Source organism: Pedobacter hiemivivus, assembly GCF_004331685.1.
Taxonomy (GTDB): domain Bacteria; phylum Bacteroidota; class Bacteroidia; order Sphingobacteriales; family Sphingobacteriaceae; genus Pedobacter; species Pedobacter hiemivivus.
This window is the reverse complement of sequence record NZ_SJSM01000004.1, coordinates 19672-40495: the sequence shown is the minus strand read 5'-3', so window position 1 is coordinate 40495 and position 20824 is coordinate 19672. Positions and strand designations below refer to the sequence as shown.

Genomic DNA, 20824 nt, shown 5'->3' with positions numbered 1-20824 from the left:
TCTAAATTGATCAATTATTGATGTCATGGGGGAGGTGGATGCAGATATAACCATTGTTCAAAAGGGAAAAGATAATATCTTCTTCATGGAAAAAATTCCCTTCAACTCTGAGTATTTTGTCTACATCCTCCAGGTCGATAGAGATCTTGAATGCTGGATATCTAAACAACAGCTCGGTTATGACGTTCATTGCAGCTGCTGGGTGTTTGACATTTGTTTTGAAAATTGCTACCATGCTTATTGGTTTTGATATGCGCTAATTCTTCTTCCCCAGTAAAGAAAAAGGATTAAACGAGATGCCTATATTGAAGTAAAATGCCGGATCAGGAGTTACTTGATAAACAGGCTTCTGAAATGTCTCCTCTTTTTTAAATATCCTACCCGTAGGTGTAACTTTTACCCCACTTTTTGCCGTAAGCATAAAGTGTTTTGCAATTACATGTTCATAGGTCAGTCCTGAATTGATATCCAGTTGCCTGTATTCATATTTTTGAGAAGTACCGTCTAAATTGTATAGGTAAAATGAGGTTCCATCCAATTCAGTGCCCAATGAAATTCTGCCGCTGTTAAAAACAAACTTTCTTAGCTGTATGCTTCGGGGGAGGAAAATATCAGCGATTAAGCCATTATTGAATTTATGTTCATAAGAGAATATAGGGATGAATGGAGTTACTGCACCCGGATCAATGTTAACCATGAATCCTGCTGTCATCTTGGTCTTTTGATTGGCTTTTAATACCATTACGCCGGCAAACAAGCCTTTTACCCTTTCGAAATGTTTATCACTGCCATCTACCACGACACTCGAGTTATAAATTACCCGCTTTCCGAATAAAGAGGAAAAATAGCTCAGGTTCAGAGATGAAAACAGGTAATAAAAATCATTATCCATGGTGATCTGATCTGTTGTGCCAGTTTTAGTAACATCTGTTGCCACCGAAGTGAATCTGTAGCCCATAGTAGTACTCAAGAGCCATGTCTTTTTTTTAATCAAATTGATGTTGGCGCTCAATTTCACCTGCTGAAAGCTGGTTACTTCGCCGCCTGGGGAGATATTATCTTGCTTTTTTGACTTGTAATGATACGGGGCAGTATTACTGAACTCGAAATTTAAGGGCCGGGCTATGGCAAACTTCTCAGCAGCAAATGCAACTACTCGTTTTCGTATACTCAAACTATCTTCTGCCTTCTTCGGGATACTATCTGTAACCTGAGAGAAGCACTTTGCTGATATGATCAGCATGCCGAATACCGTCATTGTACTTTTTATCCTATTCATGTGTTCTATTAAGATTCTGATGGTGAATTGAATGCAAAGAAATGTATAATGTGAATGCGTATTTTTGTTTTTATACCAAAGCGCTTAGTTATTATACTAAAATTGACATATCCTGAATTTGGTATAATAAAGGGTTTGTTTGGTATAATTTTGCTAATGAGGCTTTGGCATAGTGCTATCTTTGCTAACCATAAAAAATTGAAATGAAACCAGAGCTTGAACTGAAGAATACAAATCTCCTGCAGTTTATTATTGATGATCGGTACAGGATCTTACGTCATGTTGTATTTTTAGTGGCAAGCCTGGTTGTAATCTCTTATTCCAATTGGCAGGTTGGATATCCCGAACCTTTAAAGTATTATAGATTGTTCTGTGTCTACGGAGTGTTGATCACAATATGCTATATCAATATGTACTTTTTGGTTCCCGTTTTCTTCTTTAGGGGTAGACATTTATTGTATCTGGTTCTTCTTTCGCTTTTGGTATTCCTTAGTCTGACTTTCATGGCTGCTTTGTTTCATGCCTATCTGATTTCAGGTGAGATTCCGCAGGCTGTTAACTATAGGGGCTTTTTTGAGGGCTTTTTTATAACGGTGTCGATTGTTCTGATTACCACCATGATTAAATTATTTCAACGTTGGACCAGAGATAATGACCGAATTGCCGAGTTGAAGAATATTACCCTAAGGATGGAACTCAATGAGTTAAAAAACCAGATCAATCCGCACTTCCTCTTTAATATGTTGAACGGCATAAAAGCACTGATACGAACCGATCCTGATAAAGCTAATCTTGTGATTATGAAACTGTCTGAATTTCTACGTTACCAGATTTACGAGAACAATGAAGAGCAAACATTATTGAACTCTGAAATCACTTTTTTATCGAACTTCCTTAACCTTGAAATGCTTAGGAGAGATCATCTCCTTATTGACGTTAGTACCCCAGATACACCAGGATTACTGAATGGTATTTTTGTGCCCCCTAACTTATTTACCACTTTTGTAGAAAACGCGGTCAAACATAGTGTGGATATCAGTGGCAATCAATCTCATATTGGTATCAAAATAGTACTTTTTGGAAATCAGCTTCATTTCTCTTGTACGAACTCAAAAGATCCTCATTTTATTTTATCAGATCAAAAAAACAGTGGGTTAGGACTGTTGAACATTAAACGTAGGCTTGAGTTATTGTACCAAGAGAATTATTCTTTGACTGTGAATTCCACAGAAAACCAGTTTACCGTTACCTTAATTTTACCCTTATGAACTGTATCATTGTAGATGACGAACCCCTGGCCAGAGCCGAAATGAAGGCCTTGATAAAGGAGGTATCCAATACTGAAATATTGGGGGATTTTTCCAATGCCCGAATGGCGCTTGACTTCTTGAGATTAAATCAGATCGATCTGATTTTTATGGATATTGAAATGCCGATGGTAACCGGACTTGAGTTTGCTACGCAATTGCCAGGATCGACAATGGTCATCTTCACGACAGCTTACCCGCAGTATGCTTTAAAAAGCTATGAATTGGATGCTATTGACTATCTGCTCAAACCAATAGATAAATCGAGGCTAAGCAATGCCATAAGAAAGGCAGAGGCATATCAGGGATTGTTATCGGATAGTCCTGAAAAGAATACCGTTGAAGGTAGTACTGCAGATTTTCTGTTGATTAAATCTGACAGAAGGTTTCACCGAATCAAATTTGTTGATATCAGGTTTGTTGAAGGTTTGAAAGATTATGTAGTAATCCATACAAGTAATCAGAAGTTGATTACTGCAATGAATTTAAAAACCTTTCATCAAAAAATTCCAGGGGATACGTTTTTGCGGGTAAGTAAATCCTACATAGTAAATAAAAATTATATCGAGTCTTTTGATCACCATACTATTTATCTGGGGGAAAATGAACTTCCCATTGGTGAGGTTTACAAAAAGGAATTCTTTGCCATCTATTCAGGCGGGGCAGTCTCCCCGGATGACCACAATGAGTAGGTGGGGGTAACAATTCTATCCAATTCTTGATATACCAATAACTAAACAGTATTTAATCTTTTAAAACGGAATATCATGAAAACTTTCACTTTAATCTTCGCCCTATCATTTATCGGTTCAATCGCTTTTGGACAAGCAAAAGTTTCCAATGTAGGCACACTGAAAGGAACTGGAGGTGGTGCTGCAGCGGCATCTTATGCAGCCACAGGTAAAGTTGTACTACCATCCGATACACCTAAGACAAGTACTGGTTCAATATTGCCACAAAAGACAGCTGTACTGGGCGGCACAGTCCCCGGAGCTTCAGTAATAAGCAGTGCTAAACAAACTCAGGGTACAACCTTTGGCGAAAAAGTAAATCAAGGGCTGCATGCAGCTGGTTCTTCAGCAGCGATAAAGACCGAAAATCCTTTGTATCAAGGGAGTGGTGCTGAGCAAAATAACCCTCTTCATAAAACTGAAACGAAAGTAGCAAACCCTGGTACTCCAATTGGTGGGGTGATTGTTAAAGGTAAAAACTGATAAAGGACTAGTTTGTAGTTTCGTACAGGTCCTGTAGCATATCAAACCTGGCCTTGTACCTGAAGTTAGCCTTTTCAAGCACCTTCCTTGCTGCAATGTTTTTTCGGTTGACTACTGCTCCGATTTTAGAAATCCCTTGGTCAGATAGGTTGTCAATCAATTGCGGTAGGATTTCAGTCATGATATAGCAGCCACTAGCAAAGCCACTCAAGTAAAATTCAATAAAAAAAGGATAGTGATCCATTTGATAATGTTGCCTGGCTACCTCCGGAGAGATCAGATCAATGATACCAATTACTTTGTCTAGTTGTTTATGCGTAATGAAGTGAATGTAATTGTGACCCGAATGATAATTCATAACCATGGTCTGTAAAAACAATTCCGCTTCCTGTAAACTGTTCAGCCGCTTGCCTGGAATAAACTTCAAGGTTTGATCGTCCGACAGAATGGAAAAGATATCGCTGCTGAGGTCCTCGAATCTTCCTAAATCTTCAGGACGGAAGGGGTGGATCAGTAGGGTGTCGTTTTCAAGGAATATCGGTTTCAGCATCAGGTTCTAAGAAAGGAGATAAGCTGTTACGATATCTTGTATTTGTGTGGATAGGCTTGCTGGGCTAAGGTTATCCAGCTGATGTTGCGCCGAATTGAATTTTTCAATATAAGTGGCACTCTGTTCATTGAATTTCAGGTAACCCTGTTCAAAGAAACGTTCCTGCACTTCACCTGAAGAGTCCATGGAACGGAAAGTCAAGGACTGAATTTGTGCTGATTTTTTATCCAGGATGAGCCAACGGAATATTTCTGAGATATCAGCATCTTCAGCAAGATCTGTTCTTTTGATCTCCAATATAGATTGCTCAGGATTTTCCAGGTAATAAAGACAGGTAAAAAGAAGTTTCATGTGTTTTGTAATCGTATCTAAGCGCCGAAAATAGAAAAAATGATTGGATTTGGAGCTTGTTATTTATCATTTTGCTGTTGTTTGAAAGTTGCCTTATAGTTAACTCTATATAAACGGCTTATAAGCGGCTAATGAACGGACATTGATCGGACACTAGACGGCCGTGTCCGTCCAGTATCCGGTTAATTCCAGTTAATACATGGTGAATTAAATTATCTTTGACTAGAGTCTGTGTTAAACCAGCGAAAATACAATCCATGTAATTCGGTTTCAATAAGAACCTACCTACCATTTAATTTACTATAATCATTTTTCTTTGCGGATACGACTTAAACTTACTGGCGTAATTCCTAAATAGGAAGCGATAAACTTCAGTTGAACGCGTTGCAGAAGGCTAGGGGTACTTTTTAACAACTCATCATAACGCTCTTTTGCAGATTGCAATTCTCTTAAGATAATTCTCTTTTCAAGCTTTAAGAGCTCTTTCTCCGCTAATTTTCTACCCCAATTGGCGATATGTATGTCCTTGTTAAAAAGCTCCCGCAGGTGGTCAATGTTTAACTCGTACAGTTCGCAATTTTCCAGAAGTTCAATATTTTCGTACGATTTCTGATTCTCTACATAACTCTTCATGGAAAGGACAGTTTCACCTTCTTCACCAAACCAAAATGTGATGTCATTTTCTTCCTGAGCGGCAAAAGCTCTTACCACACCTTTTTTTATAAAATATAGATGTCTCTCTATTTTGTCAGCCCTTAATAGGATATGTCCCTTTTCAAATTTAACTTCCTTGATGTATTTAGTGATCTCGGTTATTGTCTCAGAAGGAAGCGGATAAATTTTGTTTAAAATTTGACTGATGTTCATACTTTGAAATGACTTGCAGAATGCTGTTATGTAGCATTCAAAAGTAAGTAATTTAATCAGTTTCCTACCCAATTGTTACTTTAAGCCACCAAAAGCGGCGAAACAAGCGTTTTTATGGAGTACTTCAACATCCTTAAATCCTATTTTACTTAACAAATTAAGCTGGTAGCCTAAAGAACGTGGTGTGTCCTCATAGTCAATATAATCAAATACTTTTTGCGCATATTCCGGACCACCAAGCGTTTCAAGATATGCCCTGTATTTATCTTGAAATAGCTTATTAATCAGCGCTGAGTCATGCGTAATTAAGTCAGAAATCCAAATACTACCACCCGGTTTAAGTGCATTGTATATCTTGGTAAAAACAAGTTCCCAGTCCTGATCGGTACGTAAATGGTGGAATGTGGCAGCAGCCAACACAATATCAAAATGGTTATTTGGTAGATCAAGGTTACGCATATCGTCATGTATGGTCGTCACCGTACCCTTGGTGTTTGCAGACACCCTTTCTTTAGCTTTGCTAAGCATTGGCATACTCAAATCATTCAGCGTACAATTTAATTCGGGAATCTTGCTCAGCATTTTCAAAGTGTAATTACCCGCGCCGCAACCTATATCTAGCAACTCTTTCGCCTGTGGAGTGATATATTTTGCGGCCTCAGTGCATAATTCCATAGTTAATGGGGCGTCAACGGTGGTTTGTTGCCCGGATTCAAGATTTGAAAAGCGTTCCACATCATTATCGAACCGCGACTTAATCTCATCGTTAGTCGCCTTTTGTGAATATTCTGTTTTCATATTTTATCATTTTTCGTTTGTCAAAACTAACCGCTTTTACCATATTTGAAAAATATCAATTTTATCAACTGACGATACTTAATAGGTATTAAAGATATGGAGCTTAGACATCTTTTATATTTTAAAACCGTTGCAGAAGAATTACATTTTACAAAAGCTGCAACAAAACTCTTTATTTCACAGCCGCCCTTAAGTCGCCAAATTAAAGAGCTGGAACAGGAATTAGAAGTGCAATTATTTACACGCAACAACAAACAGGTTACCTTAACTGACGCTGGAAAATATTTCAAAAACGAGGTTGACGCGATTTTTGCCAAATTGGAAGAAAGTAAAAGTATAGTTCGTCAAATTCATTTAAGTGCGAGCGGCGAATTAAAGATTGGTTACATCAGTTCGGTTTATCAATCTGACCTGGCAGAGATTTTAAAAGCGATGCGCCAGGAATTTCCATATATAAAAACTGGATTATTTGAAATGCCGACGATCACCCAGATAGCGGCATTAGAGCAAGGAAAGTTAGATGTAGGTATTTTAAGGGCGCCGATTCTTTCCGAAAAGCTAATCGTTAAGACCCTATTTTTTGATCCTTTCATTGTTGTCATCCCGCTTTCAGCACAAAAATTTAATAGCAATAAAGAACTGGCCGACTTTTTAAAAAAGAGTCCATTTATATTTTTCAATAAAGAATTTGCACCTCATTATAACAACAAGCTGATTGAAATTTGCAAACGCATGCAGTTTAGTCCTGACATTACACATGAGGCTAATAATGTACATTCTATATTACAGTTAGTAGAGGCGGGGCTTGGTGTATCGATACTGCCATTATCCCTTAAAAGACAGTATGAGCACTTAAAAGTATCCTTTGTCGAATTAAAAGATATCCCCGTAAATACCGAAGTAGTGGTAGCTTACAAGCATACCAATAGAAACCCTGCATTGAAATGGTTTATTGACAATTACAGCAATACCCGCGAGTAATTTGATTGCAAAGACCGGGTTTTCTCTTTTATATTATCTTTGCAGCACCATGAATAACGAGATTATCTTAAAGAAAAAGAACAGTTTTCTATTTTTTATCTACTTAGTCGGACTAAGCATTATAGGTTTACTAGCCACCGACATGTACCTACCTGCATTTGACAAAATGCGTGTGGATTTGGGCTCCACTAAAAGCAGTATAGGTGCTACAATGAGTTTATTTTTAGCTGGATATGCCATTGCACAATTGATATGGGGTCCAATATCTGATAAAGCGGGTAAACCCAAAACAGTACTAATAGGATTGAGCATTTTTACGATAGCCTCAGTAGGTATTTTCTTTACAGAAAGCGTAAATGTGTTATTGCTGTTAAGGTTAGTACAAGCGATTGGTGTTTGTGCAGCTGCTGTATGCTGGCAAGCCTTAGTTATCGAAAAATATCCATCAGAAGAAACAAATAAGATATTCGCCTCAATTATGCCTTTAGTGGCGCTATCTCCGGCATTAGCACCGGTAATGGGCGCTTCCTTGCTAAATTATTTTGGATGGAGATCTATATTTATAGCACTGGCTTTAATTTCAATATTATTAATCCTCTACACCTTAACCATAAAAGAGGAGAAAATAGGAGATAGCCATACGGCTAAACCGGTTAATTCAACGGAAGAAAGAACTTATTTATCACTGTTAAGATCTAAAGGTTACGTAGGAAATGTATTGATCTATGCTCTCTGCTCAGCAGCCTTTTTTGCATGGCTTACTGGTTGTCCTTTCTTTTTGAAAGAGCTTGGATACAATGAAAGTGAAATAGGATTTAGTTTTTTCCCACAAACCATTGCATTTTTGATCGGTGGATATGGATACAGAAGTCTGTCAACTAAAATAGAAGGGAAAAAACTACTTCCTACATTGCTAATCTTATACTCGATAAGTTGTGCATCACTTTATTTAATTACCATTTCAATTAAGCCAACATTAACTATACTATTGATACCCTTTTGTTTAATGGCTTTAGTTAATGGAGCATGTTACCCTATAGTTGTAGCAGCCGCATTAAAACCATTCCCACATAATTCTGGAAAGGCAGCTGCTATGCAAAACACAATTCAGCTAGGGATTTGCTTTTTAGCAAGTGCAATTGTTTCGTTGTTTTCTAAAGACGCTTTGTTGATCACTACAATTGTGATGGCCGGCACAATTCCTTTTGTTTATTTAGGACATAGGTTAAGTCTCTAGTATCCATATGGTTCTCGCATTTTTTTTTAAAAATATTTGCGTAGTTAAATAGCTACACATATATTTGTAGTCAAATAGCTACATAATGAATTTAAGACGAGATGTATTTCAAGCCATAGCAGATCCAACAAGAAGAGCTATACTGATGTTGGTAGCTACACAATCTTTGACAGCAGGCGCTATAGCCTCAAATTTTGATACCGCAAGACCGACCGTTTCAAAGCACTTGCAAATACTTACCGAGTGTGAATTGTTGAATCAAGCGCAAAATGGGAGAGAGGTTTACTATGAAATTAATGCAAAAAAGATGAAAGAAGTAGCCGACTTTATTGAGCCATTCCGCAATATGTGGGATGATCGATTTAATAAATTAGAAGCCATCATGAAAAATTACAAATCTGAAAAATAGAATCATATGGAAAGGAAAACAAAAATCAATGCAGAAGAAGGTAGACAAGACTTATTGATTACCAGAGAATTTGATTTGCCATTGGAGTTGCTTTTTAAAGCGTATGCGGAGCCAGATATTGTTGAGCAATGGATGGGGACTAAAGTGCTGAAGCTTGAGAATAAGCAACATGGTGGCTGGCAATTTGAAACAAATGATGCACAAGGAAATGTAACGTTTCGTGCCAATGGAGTGATCCATGAGTTTGTTCCGAATCGGAAAATCACACGAACATTTGAAATGGAGAATGCGCCTTTTGACGTTCAACTCGAGTTCCTGGAATTTGAACGCCTTACCGAGAACACTAGCAAACTCAATATACATACGATATATAGATCAGTTGCCCTCAGGGATCAAATGCTAAAACTACCTTTTGCACAAGGTATAAATATGGCACATAACAGATTGCAGGAAATTGTAAACAAATTAAAATAACACGTTATGACAAAGAGAAACAAAATCATCTATTGGATTGCTACACTCTGGCTTTCGTTAGGCATGGTGTCAACTGGAATAGTTCAGTTATTAAAAATGAAAGAGGAAGTAGCACTATTTACACAGTTAGGCTACCCACTTTATTTTATGACGATGATAGCGATTTGGAAAATTTTAGGCGTGATTGCAGTGCTTATTCCTAAATTCCCTTTATTAAAGGAATGGGCGTATGCGGGATTCTTTTTTGCGATGTCGGGAGCCGTTTTTTCTCACCTGGCCAGTGGAGGTGGTGCTAAAGATTTTTTTGGACCGGTATTATTACTTGTCTTGACTGTTGTATCTTGGTATTTTAGACCAGAGGATAGAAAAACCATTTCAGTTAACCTATAATTATAAACGATATGAAAAACAATAGTAAAGTGTTGTCAGCAGAACAAAGTGAAGAACTACTCAACACATTGAAAGCGCGCTTTCATAAAAACATGAATCGCCATAAAGACTTGGAATGGGCTAAAGTACAGGCAAAGATCGAAGCTAAGCCTGAAAAATTATGGGTGTTGGATGAAATGGAAGTAACTGGCGGTGAGCCAGACGTTGTTGGTTATGATGAAAATACCAGCGAATACATTTTTTATGATTGTTCAGCAGAAAGCCCTAAAGGTCGCAGAAGCCTTTGTTACGACCGCGAAGCCTGGGAATCAAGGAAAGAGCATAAACCAGCAAATAACGTTATAGATACCGCCGCTGCCATGGGCATTGAACTTTTAACGGAAGAACAATATAGAGCGTTGCAGGAATTTGGAAAGTTCGACACGAAGACTTCAAGTTGGTTGAGAACACCTGCTGACATTAGAAAACTTGGTGGTGCCATTTTTGCAGATTATCGCTACGGAAAAGTGTTTGTGTATCACAATGGTGCGGAATCTTACTATGCAGCAAGGGCTTTCCGGGGCTCTTTAAGGGTGTAAATAATGAAATAAGCCAAGGTTCATAACAGCGATTTTCGTATCTTTCGCGTATGCTATTATAGCTTTAAATAGCAGCATTATTGAACACGAAATCCCGCATGCAAGAAGAAAAGACACTGACAAAACCCGCTTTCAAAGAGGCTTTAAAATTTTGGTTTAAATTAGGATGGATCAGTTTCGGAGGAACACTGGGCCATGTAAACATCATGCATGATTTCCTGGTTAAAAAGAAGAAATGGATCAGCAGTAGCAGGTTTTTTCATGCACTTAGCTTGTGTATGCTTTTGCCAGGCCCGGAGGCGCAACAACTTGCTATTTATATCGGGTGGCAGCTTCATGGTAAGCGGGGAGGTTTAATTGCGGGTATATTTTTTATCCTTCCTTCCATGTTCATCCTGCTGGGGCTAAGCATAATTTATGTGACTTTTGGAAATCAGGACTGGATGACTGCCATATTTAGTGGCTTAAAGCCTGCAGTTGTAGCCATTATTTTTCATGCGGTATGGAGTGTCGGTGGCAAAGCACTTCACAGCATTTTGCACTATGTATTGGCCGCTATTGCCTTTGCCTGTATTTTCTTCTTTAACATCTCTATGCCCTACATTATTGTGGGTACCATCGTGCTTGCTTTATTGTTCATATATCTTTGGCCTGGTCTTGTTTATAAGAAAACTGCGGAGCACACTGATGAGCATCTCAGTGAGAAAGGGTATTATATTAATAAAAATACAGAAGGACTTGGAAAGGATTTCAATACCAGATTATTAATCAAACAAAGTATAATCTTTTTTCTCTTGTGGGTATTGCCGTTTTTGTTGTTTTATCTGCTGAGCAGTGATTTTTCCTTTTGGAAAGGCCTAATATTGTTTTTTACCCAAACTGCTCTTTTTACCATTGGCGGCTCTTATACTGTTTTACCGTATGTGGCGCAATTTAGTGTCTCAAAGTTTAACTGGTTAATTAAATCACAAATGGTAGATGGATTTGCCCTGGCAGAGACCACACCGGGCCCTTTGATCATAGTGGTTTGTTATGTTGGTTTTATGGCTGGTTATAATCATTTTAGCTGCTCTTTATGGATGGGGACCGTTGGTCTTCTGGCAACCACGTTTTATACCTTTTTACCTTCTTTCCTGTTTATTTTTGTTGGCGGACCGGTTTTGGAGCGTTCAAGAGGTAACGCCATAATCAGCGATGTGTTGAATTTTGTGACAGCTGCAGTTGTCGGTGTGATTTTAAATCTCACCCTTTATTTGGGTAAAGATGTTTTGTTTCCGCACGGTTTTACGCTCTCGGGAATAGATTTAATGTCCTTATTATGGATAGTAGTGTCTTTGGTGTTGATCTTTAAATTTCGCTTGAATATCGTTTATTTAATAGTGCTCAGTATGGTTTTTGGTGTGTTGCAATATATTGTCTAAAATAATTAGGACAGCTCCTGAAGTTCTTCAGGTCTTACTTTTCGTTGCGGGCGATAGCCGATTAATGCCAGATTGATTTCATCCTGAGTGTTTGGATTGATCAGTCTGGAGCAATAGCCATTACCGTTTTCATCGCTAAAGCTAATTACCGTTCGTTCACTAGGATGATCAATTTCCGGCAAAGTGGTTAGCACTGCTAGTAAGTTGTCAAAGACGCTCTTGATATCCTCTGTTATTGGTAAAACAAACAGAATTTCATCCCTACGGCCATCAAAAAAGGTAATTGTACGCCATGATTGTTCCTGGTAATGTGCTTTCAGGTTCAGTAGGAGCTGCGTTTTATAAGGATGTTTCATTCTTAGTTCTGATTGGTGCTGCTAATATAGCAGATTCAGCGGATTTGCCACCACCAATCATAGTATTGATACATATATAGATTCGGTTTTGGAATTTATCTGTCTGTTTATTTACAATTTAACAAATTATTGTATTAATTTGTTGAATCTAATTAATCATCTTATGACTCCTGCAATACAAGGCCTGCATGATGTTTGGCTTTCCAATAGAACAGTTGAAAATACTCCGCATCAAATATCCTTTGGTGATCTGACAAATTCAATTATTAGTACTGGGCCGTTTTCTTTTTATGTAATAGACTTTTTTGACATGTCTATTTCCGACATCAGTCCATCGCTTTACGATATGCATGACTTTAAACCTGGAGAGACCAGCTTTAATGATTTATTGGGTGCAATTCATCCAGAGGATATAGCGTTTGTTATTAAAGCAGAGGCCTTTCTAACTAAATTTTTCCTGGAAAAAATTGAGCGGAATAAGTTGCTGAAGTACAAAATTAGTTACTGCTACAGAGGACGTTTAAAAAATGGAGAATATGTACTTTTCAATCACCAGGCATTGATGTTAACTATGGATGATCTGGGGGGCTATGGTAAATCATTAAATATCAATACCCGTATTGATCACCTGAGTAATTTTAATACTTACAAAGTATCACTTATTGGTCTTCATGGCGAACCTTCATTTATGAATCTAAGCCTGGAGGCAGATGATCAGGATTTAAAGGAGTTTTCTAAAAGGGAAATTGATATCATTAAGCTTGTTAGTAATGGCTTAAATAATGAGGAAATAGGTGAAAAGCTATTTATCAGCCCCCTTACGGTAAAGAAACACCGCAATAATATTTTGATAAAATCAGATTCTAAAAATACTGCCCAGCTGATAAAAAACTGTATCCTTCAAGGGGTAATTTAGGTGTAGCAACTTAGGTTTTAACCCTACATGTTCTAATTTACCAAACATGCAGGGTTAAAAGCTTTCAACTAGATTTTTGATTCATATTCATGTAGTGCTGAACTAACATACATGTTGTGAAGCGGCAATATTACCGGATCACCTTTTGGAAATCCATTCTTTTCGAGAATTGGCATTAAGGTTTTGCCAAACTCTTTAAAATCATCTTCAGATTCCCAAACATCAACAACCAACCAACTATTTGGGGTTGGTGCAGCTGCATGATGTAGCAATCCTTTTGGAGTTGGATTACCTGATTCACGCAAGTCTCTCCAGACTTGATCATACTGTTCTCCTGAAACACCAGGCATGTCGAAATAAACCATTACTTTTTCCATTGTATTTTAATTTAGTACGTACTGCAAACACCTTGTTCAGTTTTTAGTTTTTTATATATATTTAAATTTTGCATACGAGTTGGAAGGTCATTTCTCGGCATAAATTACAATAGCACTAGAGTCAATAACAACATCTCCATCAGCGTACTTTTGATTTATTGTTTCATATACTTCAGCTTTTATTTTGTTCTTCGTAGCCTGATCCGCTTTACTAAGTGCTGCAACAACAGGTGCAGCTACATCAGTCATCAGATTCCAGTAAGTATCCGTGGTTCCGCAATTCATTTTTCCTGCAACCTCTTTTTCTGAAATATTTGTTAAGCCTGCCTGTTTGAATAAATCAGACATCATGCCCGCTTCGGCACAGCGAAACATTCCCGGAGCCTCAGGAGGAGGTACAGGTATATCCATATTTTTGCGGATTACACCCATGGAGGCCGTTACCCAGAAGTTTTTCTCAGGGATATTCCAAACAGCAGTAACGATTCTTCCCCCAGGTTTCAGTACACGGGCCATTTCCTTAATTGCAAGTAGCATATCTGGGAAAAACATGAAACCAAATCGACAACTTATAACATCAAATGTATGGTCTTCAAATGGCAGTTCACAAACATCACAAACAATGGTTTCAATGTTTTTAATCCCTCTGTCTGCTCCATTTTCACGAGCTATCTCAAGCATGTCGGCCGAAAGATCTGTGAGTGTGACTTTTCCATTTGTGAGCATGGATGCAATAGTTAAGCCTGGTTCGCCAGTACCCGAAGCAATATCGAGTACCATATCATTACCTTTAGGATTAAGTAATCGGATCATTTCATCACCTACAGGCTTTAAAAAGTCCATGGTAAGCGTATCCCATTTTTTCCAGCCTGCCGAAAATTTATTCCATACCTCTTGTTGCTGGTCACGTATGATTTCGAGTTCTTGATTCATGATCTTAGATTTTTAATGGAAGAAAGTATTTACTTCGCCATGAAAAACAACGAAAAGAGTTTTAAGTTTTTTACATTTGCTATATGGACATTTCAGCACAATTCCCAGTATTAGAGCGCTATACCTACCTCAATACCGCCAGTTCTGGTATTTTATCACAATCCATACAAGAATGGAGGAGAGCTCATGATGAAGATTTTATGCGACGTGGAAGTGAATTTCGCTTACAGCAAGCTGACTTTTTAAAGGATGTAAGGCAGCAGGTATCTCGGTTTTTTAAAGGTAAGGTAGAAAACACCTTTCTTGTGCAGAATTTTTCTATTGCATTTAATATTTTCTTAGATGGATTGTCCAGTGATCATACGTTTTTACTGATCAATAGTGATTATCCTTCTGTAAATTATCCTGTCGAAAGTAGAGGGTTTAGTTGTGAATACGCCGAACTAAACGAAGACCTTGAGCAAAATATATTAGCTAAAATAAAAGTCTTTAAACCATCTGTATTGGCCATAAGCTTGGTTCAATACATTAGCGGGATTAAAATCGATCTTAATTTTGTAAAAAGATTAAAAGCCGAATATCCGAATATGCTGATTGTTGCTGATGGAACTCAATTTTGTGGTACAGAGAATTTTAATTTTCAAGAATCAGGATTAGATGTGCTGATCAGCAGTGGCTACAAATGGATGCTTGCTGGTTACGGTAATGGATTTGTGCTCATTAAGGAAGAGGTGTATAAATATCTATATCAGGATCGATTGCATTATACCTTACCTAAGGAGCCTTTTTTAAAAGACAGAAAATTACTATCGCTTTGTTTTGAACCGGGACATTTAGACACACTAAACTTTGGCACGCTGAAACAATCTATATTGCTTTTAGAAGGGCTTGGCTTAGATTTTATTGAAAAACGATTACACACATTAGCTGAAACTGCGAAAAATGCCTTTATGGATAGAGGGCTTCTTTCCAGATCGGTAACGGAAAGAACTTCACATTCAACAATATTCAACATTTCAACGAATATCGAGTTGACAAAAAGAATAAATGATGCCAAAATATTGGCTTTACCACGTGGCGAAGGCTTAAGAGTAGCTTTTCATTTTTATAATAATGAAAAAGATCTAGCGTTGCTATTGAAGGTTATTGACGAGAATTAGTGCTTATTTGTTGTGGAAAGCAACGTGTACTTTAAAGTCACCTTAAGGTAATTGTTAAATATATAGCTAGTTACGTGAAATAAAATTGTTACATTTGCCCCAAGTTAAACCTTAAACCAATTAAAAAACCACATCTGCATAAACCTCTTACTTAAACATATTTATTTTTTAAAGCTAAGTAACTCTATAGGATGAGAAAATGCATTTTAGGGTTGTGGACGCCAATTGTTATTATATTGGCTTTGACTACAATCAGCTGGAGATCAGTGAAAAAGACGGAAATACAACCAACAACAACAATACAACCAAGTAAAATCGTAAACAGTGACTCGCTGTACAACAATTACATTAGTAAATTGTACGATAGTGTTAATTTGGAAGCTAGTGGCTTGAAGCTAGAAGTTTTTGAAAAGGCAGTTACAGGCTTCTTTAATCTTAAAAATTTAGGAAAAGTCGACGGAGATAAATCTGTGGTTACCATCGCGGACTTTGACATGAAGAGTACTGAAAAACGTTTGTGGATTATAGACCTTCATAAAAAAACTTTATTGTTGAATACCTGGGTGGCCCATGGACAGGCTAGTGGTGGCGATAAAGCGGTAGATTTTTCTAATACGAGCGAATCCCTCAAAAGTAGTCTGGGTTTTTATATAACCGGAGAAACTTATAATGGGAAGCACGGTCGTTCCTTAAGGTTGGATGGAATGGATGAAGGCTTTAATTCTAATGCGCGAAAGCGTGCTATAGTGGTGCATGGGGCAAATTATGTTGGCCCGCAAACTATTTCTGCTTTAGGTAGATTAGGTAGAAGCCAAGGATGCCCGGCAGTACCACAATCAGTAGTTAATAAAGTAATCGATAACATTGGGGGTGGAACAGTTTTGTTTATTAATTCTAGTGAGGAACATTTTAATTCAAAATACCTTGATGAAACAATGATGAGTACCTTAAAACCTTGGGCGGGGAGCGAGGATAATGTATGATCAATATCGGGGTTTAGGTTTTCCTGGGGCTGATGATTTAGGGAATATGTTCCAGTTTTATCGCGATTTTGATGAAGTGTGTAATGGTGTGCGTGATGTGAAATATTCCAAAGTGTTAAATCCGGAATTGCAATCCTTTGATATGTGGCTCGAAGCTAATGCAAACCGCATACCTCTTGAATAAGGTATGCGATTTGCAATATATTATGCATTCTCCAGGTCCGCGATAACCAGTTTTTTCATTTGCATCATTACCTTCATCACGTTTTGTGTACGGGCTGGGTCAGTAACCAATTTCCCTAATGATTTTGGTACAATCTGCCAGCTTACCCCATATTTGTCAGTTAACCAACCACAAGCAACTTCATAGCCGCCATTAGCGGTTAACAAGTCCCAGTAGTTGTCGATTTCATCCTGCGTTTCACACTCTACAACTAGCGAGATGGCATCATTAAAGCTGAAGCCATGTTCGGCAGAGCTGTCCATGGCCATAGCTACAAAATCATTGATTTTAAATTGGGCATGTTTCACAAAATCAACACTTTCTTTATCGCCTTCAGCGTATTTCATGATGCCTTGGATGCTAGAATTTGGAAACAACTGTGTATAATAATTTACGGCGTTTTCGGCCTGACCCGCTTTGTCACCTGTAAACATTAAAGTGGGGCAGAATTTTTGCGGTGTATCTGCTTTATCTCCGGTGTACAATTGCCAGGATACCCCGTATTTATCTTGCACCCAACCATATTTAGGACTCCAATCATAGCTGTCCAATGGCATAAGTATACTTCCGCCTTCAATCAATTTATTCCAGTATTTTTCTGTTTCTTCTGCAGATTCACAGATAACCATAAATGAAATGGCGGGATTAGGATTTGTAGACGGCCCATCGTTAAGTAACATGAATTTTTCTCCGCTCAATTCAATTTGTATAACAAATGATGAGGTTTGATTGATTTTCCCTTCTCCAAAAGTTTGGATATAAAAATCCGCTGCTTCTACAATTTTACCTCGGATAGTTAGACAAGGATAAATGGAATTTTTCATAACTGTTAAGCTTTAAGTTTTTGTATTTATCTACACTAAGTTACTGTTGTTTACAACCATTCTTGATTGTATAATCGACAATTTAAGGGGTGATATGCGACAAATAGCATCGCATATTAAATGCAATAGGCAAGTCCGGACAGTTTCTCTGGCTTTACGCCCTTTTGCTGGATAAGCACCTTGTACTTACTCCCCATATCCAGTAAAAGGGTATGACTTATGGCTGCGACTTGTGCCGCAGCACGGAGAACATCTTTTTCTTCGGCCAAAGATTTGACCAGGTGTTCTCTAAAGCCAAATGACATTAAAAAATATCCTTGATTGGTAAGTCCGCATGTTGCTAATCCGTCTTTTGCCCCCCAATGTGCTAAGGCAGAAAAATTAATATGGCAAGTCATGTCTTGTTCGCCAATATGCTCATACGGAGAATCATTTATTGCATGTTGGTGGTAACAGAGGAGTGTACCCTGACTTTTACTGGCTTTGTACAACTCTGAATTCTGAAAACCATAATCGATAGTAAGCACATAACCGCTGTTGAGCGCTGAAGCAATTTCGGCCATCCAGTCTAGTGCCTCCAAATTAATTTCTGTACAGTATCCTCTTGGAAGATCTATATTCAATTCTAATAAGTAGTTTTTGAGCGCTGGATTAGCTGGGAGTAAGGTTTCCGCAAAACCATTTTTGTGGTTTACATACACTTCCATCAGTTCGTGCTGCATCACTACGCGGTGAACGGCAAAATTATCGACTAGTTCATTTGATAAGATACAGCCATTTATCTCTTTAATTTCTTGAATTGAATTGTACCATTCCACCTTTTCAGATAAATGTTCAGCTTCTTGATCACACATTACCGGGCTCTTCTCTATGATGCAGTAGCGCAGCTCTTTGTACATCCTTTCATTGTTCTTTAAATGATTAAGGATAGATTTGCAGAGCTCACCAGTACCCGCACCATATTCTACAATGGTAAAGGCGGGACTACCCATATGCACCCACATCTCCTCTAGCTGTTTTGCTACCATTATGCCAAACACAGGGCTGAGGGTGGTGCTGGTATAAAAGTCACCTTTTTCCCCAATGATATGGGGGCTTGATGTGTAATACCCCATTTGAGGATGATACAAACAAGCCTCCATATAATCATGGAAAGATATAGGTCCATGCTCATGGATTTGCCGGATAATATGTTCAGAAAGTGGAGCGGAATTTGCCAATGCCATTTCGGTGTCCTCCAATTTTTGCAGCTGGCTTATTCCAACCACATCGTAAGAACAGCTATAAAAAAAAGTAGTTTGTTTTTTTTTATAAAACTGTTGTCATCAGTATTTGTTCTTTACCAAAAGCGGGTTTCATTTATGAGTCTGATTTTTTGCATCTTTTTAACGCTCGTTACATAGAGGATTTTAATTCTCATTAAGGAGATCATATAATGGAAACATTTTCTGTAGAATTCACGACGGGTTGTCTTGATTTAAGCGCTATTGTCACTGCATTTGACCATTACCGTCAATTTAAGGTGGAAATGGTAACAAATGAGCCTAGTCCGATTCTAATGAATCGTTCGTTAGATGGAGTATGGACGATTGTAAAGCGTGGTGAAAGAAAGATTTCTGATCTTGGATTTCAGGAATTGCAAGCGGCCATTGAAATACAACTGGATAAGTTTAAGGGTGTAACTCACATGTTGGTGCTTACTGATTTCTCGGACGCAGCGCAGAACGCATGTATGTATGCGGCCGCATTGAGTAAACAGTTAAAAACGACGAACATGATGTTGTATCATTCCTATGAGTCTATTTTATTACCACCAACAGGCTTTACTCCGGTTGGTTCTAAAGCTGCAGATTCATCGGAGGACAGTTTGACTAAGTTAACCAAGCTAAAAGACATGATGCAGCCATTGGTATCTCCTAAGACAGAAATAAAAATTCAAAGTGATGAACGAACATTGGTTACAGCGGTAAACATGCTAGTTCAACAACAACGCGCCGGGCTTGTGGTAGTCGGGATTACTGGAAAGAGTAAGCTGGAAAGAGTGCTTATAGGTAGCAATACCTTAGATTTAGCAAATGATTGTCTAGCTCCCTTATTAATTGTACCACCCGTGGCCGTATTTAAAAGAATTGAGAAGATCGTATTTGCCTGCGACTTGAGGCGAGTATCAGAATCGACCCCTGTTCTTGCTATGAAAGGTTTGATTGATGCGCTAGGGGCGACCTTATACATCTTAAATGTAGATCGTGATGGGGCACGATTTAATCCTGATACAATTAAGGAGATCTCTGATCTTCACCTATTGTGGGATGGAGGGGAGCCTGAATATCATTATACTAGTCATGAAGATACGGCCACTGGAATTATGGAATTCGCAGACAAGATTAAAGCAGATCTGGTCATCACCGTTCCCAAAATATATGGTTTTTTTGAAAGTATTTTACATCGCAACCTTACGAATAAGTTAGCCTACCATACACATCTTCCTTTATTGTTGTTTAGGGAAGAGCTTTGATCTGTTTCTTTTGGTCAGCAACATCCATAGCTTGATTTTTTATCCAATCCCGATCTTCCCGAAAATCCTCATCAGCATGAAAATAATAGCTAGGTCTACGAGACGCTTTTGTTTTCTCAGACCCTGTGCTTTTTGGGTCTTTATTTTTTGCTTTCATGGTAGAAAAAATAAGTTAGTTGCCATATAAACATACTAGGAATCAAAATGTTTTGATGAAATGATTAAAAATATGGAAAAGATGGGCGATGATGGTGCAGTTTTTATTGGGAACAGGTATATTTACCGCAATTATGGGTTACGCAAAAGAAAGAGGAAAGCTTGAACAGCTAATAGTTAAAATTGCAAGTATAAATACTTACGATCAGAAAAGTTTAGCAATTTTAGTAGATAGCTACGAAAAGTACTCACACACGGTGAGAATATTGAAGAATAAAAATGCGGACAGCTTTATGGATCTGTATACAAATGAATTACAAGCTATAAAAGAAGCTAAAAAAACGCTTAGAGAAAGTGATTCTGATGAAAATCGTCAGCTCAATTTCGTCGCTTACAAAGCGTCAATTGTAAGTGCATTAGAAAAGACCATTAAAACTACACTGGATACTTTGTAGTTAAATATGCCGCTGTAGGTATCCTGTACTCAGGATATCTATTTTGCTATCACCCGATTTTTTTAAACGC

Annotated in this window: 28 protein-coding genes; 16 read left to right on the top strand and 12 right to left on the bottom strand. The window is 38.0% G+C overall.

Translation table 11 applies throughout. The features are described 5' to 3' along the window. Positions 1-10: 10 nt before the first annotated feature. On the bottom strand, positions 11-235 hold the full coding sequence (locus tag EZ444_RS08670) for a hypothetical protein (protein WP_131608343.1): 225 nt from the start codon (positions 233-235) through the stop codon (positions 11-13). A 21-nt stretch (positions 236-256) separates the two neighbouring features. Next, the gene (locus tag EZ444_RS08665) at positions 257-1279 is read right to left on the bottom strand and encodes a hypothetical protein (RefSeq protein WP_131608342.1); all 1023 of its coding nucleotides are present in this window, start codon (positions 1277-1279) and stop codon (positions 257-259) included. 203 nt (positions 1280-1482) lie between these two features. Here EZ444_RS08665 and EZ444_RS08660 point away from each other — a divergent pair, with 203 nt between their 5' ends. From EZ444_RS08660 to EZ444_RS08650, 3 genes are all read left to right on the top strand, one after another. Continuing rightward, positions 1483-2547, top strand: a complete 1065-nt coding sequence (locus EZ444_RS08660; RefSeq protein ID WP_131608341.1) for a sensor histidine kinase — start codon at positions 1483-1485, stop codon at positions 2545-2547. Then, positions 2544-3278, top strand: coding sequence for a LytR/AlgR family response regulator transcription factor (locus tag EZ444_RS08655; protein ID WP_131608340.1), 735 nt, complete (start codon positions 2544-2546; stop codon positions 3276-3278). Before EZ444_RS08660 ends, EZ444_RS08655 begins: the two co-directional genes overlap by 4 nt. Before the next feature lie 75 nt (positions 3279-3353). Continuing rightward, on the top strand, positions 3354-3800 hold the full coding sequence (locus EZ444_RS08650; RefSeq protein ID WP_131608339.1) for a hypothetical protein: 447 nt from the start codon (positions 3354-3356) through the stop codon (positions 3798-3800). A 7-nt stretch (positions 3801-3807) separates the two neighbouring features. Here the strand turns inward: EZ444_RS08650 and EZ444_RS08645 are convergent, their stop codons facing one another. From EZ444_RS08645 to EZ444_RS08630, 4 genes are all read right to left on the bottom strand, one after another. Further along, a complete protein-coding gene (locus EZ444_RS08645; RefSeq protein WP_131608338.1) occupies positions 3808-4350 on the bottom strand; it encodes a GNAT family N-acetyltransferase in 543 nt (180 codons plus the stop codon). 6 nt (positions 4351-4356) lie between these two features. Then, positions 4357-4701, bottom strand: a complete 345-nt coding sequence (locus tag EZ444_RS08640) for a hypothetical protein (protein ID WP_131608337.1) — start codon at positions 4699-4701, stop codon at positions 4357-4359. 306 nt (positions 4702-5007) lie between these two features. Further along, the gene (locus tag EZ444_RS08635) at positions 5008-5568 is read right to left on the bottom strand and encodes a Crp/Fnr family transcriptional regulator (RefSeq protein ID WP_131608336.1); all 561 of its coding nucleotides are present in this window, start codon (positions 5566-5568) and stop codon (positions 5008-5010) included. A 75-nt stretch (positions 5569-5643) separates the two neighbouring features. Then, complete coding sequence (locus EZ444_RS08630) at positions 5644-6366, bottom strand: class I SAM-dependent methyltransferase (RefSeq protein WP_131608335.1); 723 nt, start codon at positions 6364-6366, stop codon at positions 5644-5646. 96 nt (positions 6367-6462) lie between these two features. Between EZ444_RS08630 and EZ444_RS08625 the strand changes: the two genes are divergently transcribed. The 7 genes from EZ444_RS08625 to chrA all read left to right on the top strand — a co-directional run bounded on the left by EZ444_RS08625 (position 6463) and on the right by chrA (position 11856). Continuing rightward, positions 6463-7347 carry a LysR family transcriptional regulator gene (locus EZ444_RS08625; protein ID WP_131608334.1) on the top strand — a complete coding sequence of 295 codons (885 nt, stop codon included), beginning with the start codon at positions 6463-6465 and terminating at the stop codon, positions 7345-7347. A 49-nt stretch (positions 7348-7396) separates the two neighbouring features. Beyond that, the gene (gene punC, locus EZ444_RS08620; RefSeq protein ID WP_131608333.1) at positions 7397-8584 is read left to right on the top strand and encodes a purine nucleoside transporter PunC; all 1188 of its coding nucleotides are present in this window, start codon (positions 7397-7399) and stop codon (positions 8582-8584) included. Positions 8585-8669: 85 nt separating this feature from the next. Beyond that, positions 8670-8993: an ArsR/SmtB family transcription factor gene (locus tag EZ444_RS08615; protein WP_131608332.1), complete on the top strand. Its 324-nt coding sequence runs from the start codon at positions 8670-8672 to the stop codon at positions 8991-8993. Between the two features lie 6 nt (positions 8994-8999). Further along, on the top strand, positions 9000-9467 hold the full coding sequence (locus EZ444_RS08610) for an SRPBCC family protein (RefSeq protein ID WP_131608331.1): 468 nt from the start codon (positions 9000-9002) through the stop codon (positions 9465-9467). 6 nt (positions 9468-9473) lie between these two features. Then, the gene (locus EZ444_RS08605; protein ID WP_131608330.1) at positions 9474-9857 is read left to right on the top strand and encodes a DoxX family protein; all 384 of its coding nucleotides are present in this window, start codon (positions 9474-9476) and stop codon (positions 9855-9857) included. An 11-nt stretch (positions 9858-9868) separates the two neighbouring features. Continuing rightward, on the top strand, positions 9869-10435 hold the full coding sequence (locus tag EZ444_RS08600; RefSeq protein WP_205945235.1) for a DUF4256 domain-containing protein: 567 nt from the start codon (positions 9869-9871) through the stop codon (positions 10433-10435). 80 nt (positions 10436-10515) lie between these two features. After that, positions 10516-11856: a chromate efflux transporter gene (chrA, locus tag EZ444_RS08595; protein WP_225874676.1), complete on the top strand. Its 1341-nt coding sequence runs from the start codon at positions 10516-10518 to the stop codon at positions 11854-11856. A gap of 5 nt (positions 11857-11861) precedes the next feature. Here chrA and EZ444_RS08590 read toward each other — a convergent pair whose 3' ends face one another. Continuing rightward, positions 11862-12212: a hypothetical protein gene (locus EZ444_RS08590; RefSeq protein WP_131608329.1), complete on the bottom strand. Its 351-nt coding sequence runs from the start codon at positions 12210-12212 to the stop codon at positions 11862-11864. Positions 12213-12375: 163 nt separating this feature from the next. Here EZ444_RS08590 and EZ444_RS08585 point away from each other — a divergent pair, with 163 nt between their 5' ends. Next, complete coding sequence (locus EZ444_RS08585; protein WP_131608328.1) at positions 12376-13128, top strand: LuxR C-terminal-related transcriptional regulator; 753 nt, start codon at positions 12376-12378, stop codon at positions 13126-13128. Positions 13129-13196: 68 nt separating this feature from the next. On the opposite strand, the gene EZ444_RS08580 is transcribed toward EZ444_RS08585, so the two are convergent. After that, complete coding sequence (locus tag EZ444_RS08580) at positions 13197-13505, bottom strand: hypothetical protein (RefSeq protein WP_131608327.1); 309 nt, start codon at positions 13503-13505, stop codon at positions 13197-13199. Positions 13506-13592: 87 nt separating this feature from the next. Next, entirely contained in the window at positions 13593-14438 is an 846-nt protein-coding gene (locus tag EZ444_RS08575; RefSeq protein WP_131608326.1) for a class I SAM-dependent methyltransferase, read from the bottom strand. A gap of 83 nt (positions 14439-14521) precedes the next feature. On the opposite strand from EZ444_RS08575, the gene EZ444_RS08570 reads away from it, so the two are divergent. The 3 genes from EZ444_RS08570 (at position 14522) to EZ444_RS08560 (ending at position 16765) form a co-directional block, all read left to right on the top strand. Further along, positions 14522-15598, top strand: a complete 1077-nt coding sequence (locus EZ444_RS08570; RefSeq protein ID WP_131608325.1) for an aminotransferase class V-fold PLP-dependent enzyme — start codon at positions 14522-14524, stop codon at positions 15596-15598. A gap of 191 nt (positions 15599-15789) precedes the next feature. Continuing rightward, complete coding sequence (locus EZ444_RS08565; protein ID WP_131608324.1) at positions 15790-16581, top strand: murein L,D-transpeptidase catalytic domain family protein; 792 nt, start codon at positions 15790-15792, stop codon at positions 16579-16581. Further along, complete coding sequence (locus EZ444_RS08560; protein ID WP_131608323.1) at positions 16574-16765, top strand: hypothetical protein; 192 nt, start codon at positions 16574-16576, stop codon at positions 16763-16765. The genes EZ444_RS08565 and EZ444_RS08560 overlap by 8 nt, the downstream gene beginning before the upstream one ends. A 20-nt stretch (positions 16766-16785) precedes the next feature. Here EZ444_RS08560 and EZ444_RS08555 read toward each other — a convergent pair whose 3' ends face one another. Continuing rightward, positions 16786-17628, bottom strand: coding sequence for a VOC family protein (locus tag EZ444_RS08555; protein ID WP_131608322.1), 843 nt, complete (start codon positions 17626-17628; stop codon positions 16786-16788). A gap of 116 nt (positions 17629-17744) precedes the next feature. After that, a complete protein-coding gene (locus tag EZ444_RS08550) occupies positions 17745-18854 on the bottom strand; it encodes a class I SAM-dependent methyltransferase (protein ID WP_131608321.1) in 1110 nt (369 codons plus the stop codon). Positions 18855-19063: 209 nt separating this feature from the next. Between EZ444_RS08550 and EZ444_RS08545 the strand changes: the two genes are divergently transcribed. Continuing rightward, on the top strand, positions 19064-20143 hold the full coding sequence (locus EZ444_RS08545) for a universal stress protein (protein ID WP_131608320.1): 1080 nt from the start codon (positions 19064-19066) through the stop codon (positions 20141-20143). Here EZ444_RS08545 and EZ444_RS27170 read toward each other — a convergent pair. After that, positions 20127-20300 carry a hypothetical protein gene (locus EZ444_RS27170; RefSeq protein WP_165503564.1) on the bottom strand — a complete coding sequence of 58 codons (174 nt, stop codon included), beginning with the start codon at positions 20298-20300 and terminating at the stop codon, positions 20127-20129. The two genes, EZ444_RS08545 and EZ444_RS27170, sit on opposite strands and share 17 nt — an antisense overlap. Positions 20301-20388: 88 nt before the next feature. Here EZ444_RS27170 and EZ444_RS08540 point away from each other — a divergent pair, with 88 nt between their 5' ends. After that, the gene (locus EZ444_RS08540; protein ID WP_225874675.1) at positions 20389-20754 is read left to right on the top strand and encodes a hypothetical protein; all 366 of its coding nucleotides are present in this window, start codon (positions 20389-20391) and stop codon (positions 20752-20754) included. Positions 20755-20824 lie beyond the last annotated feature (70 nt).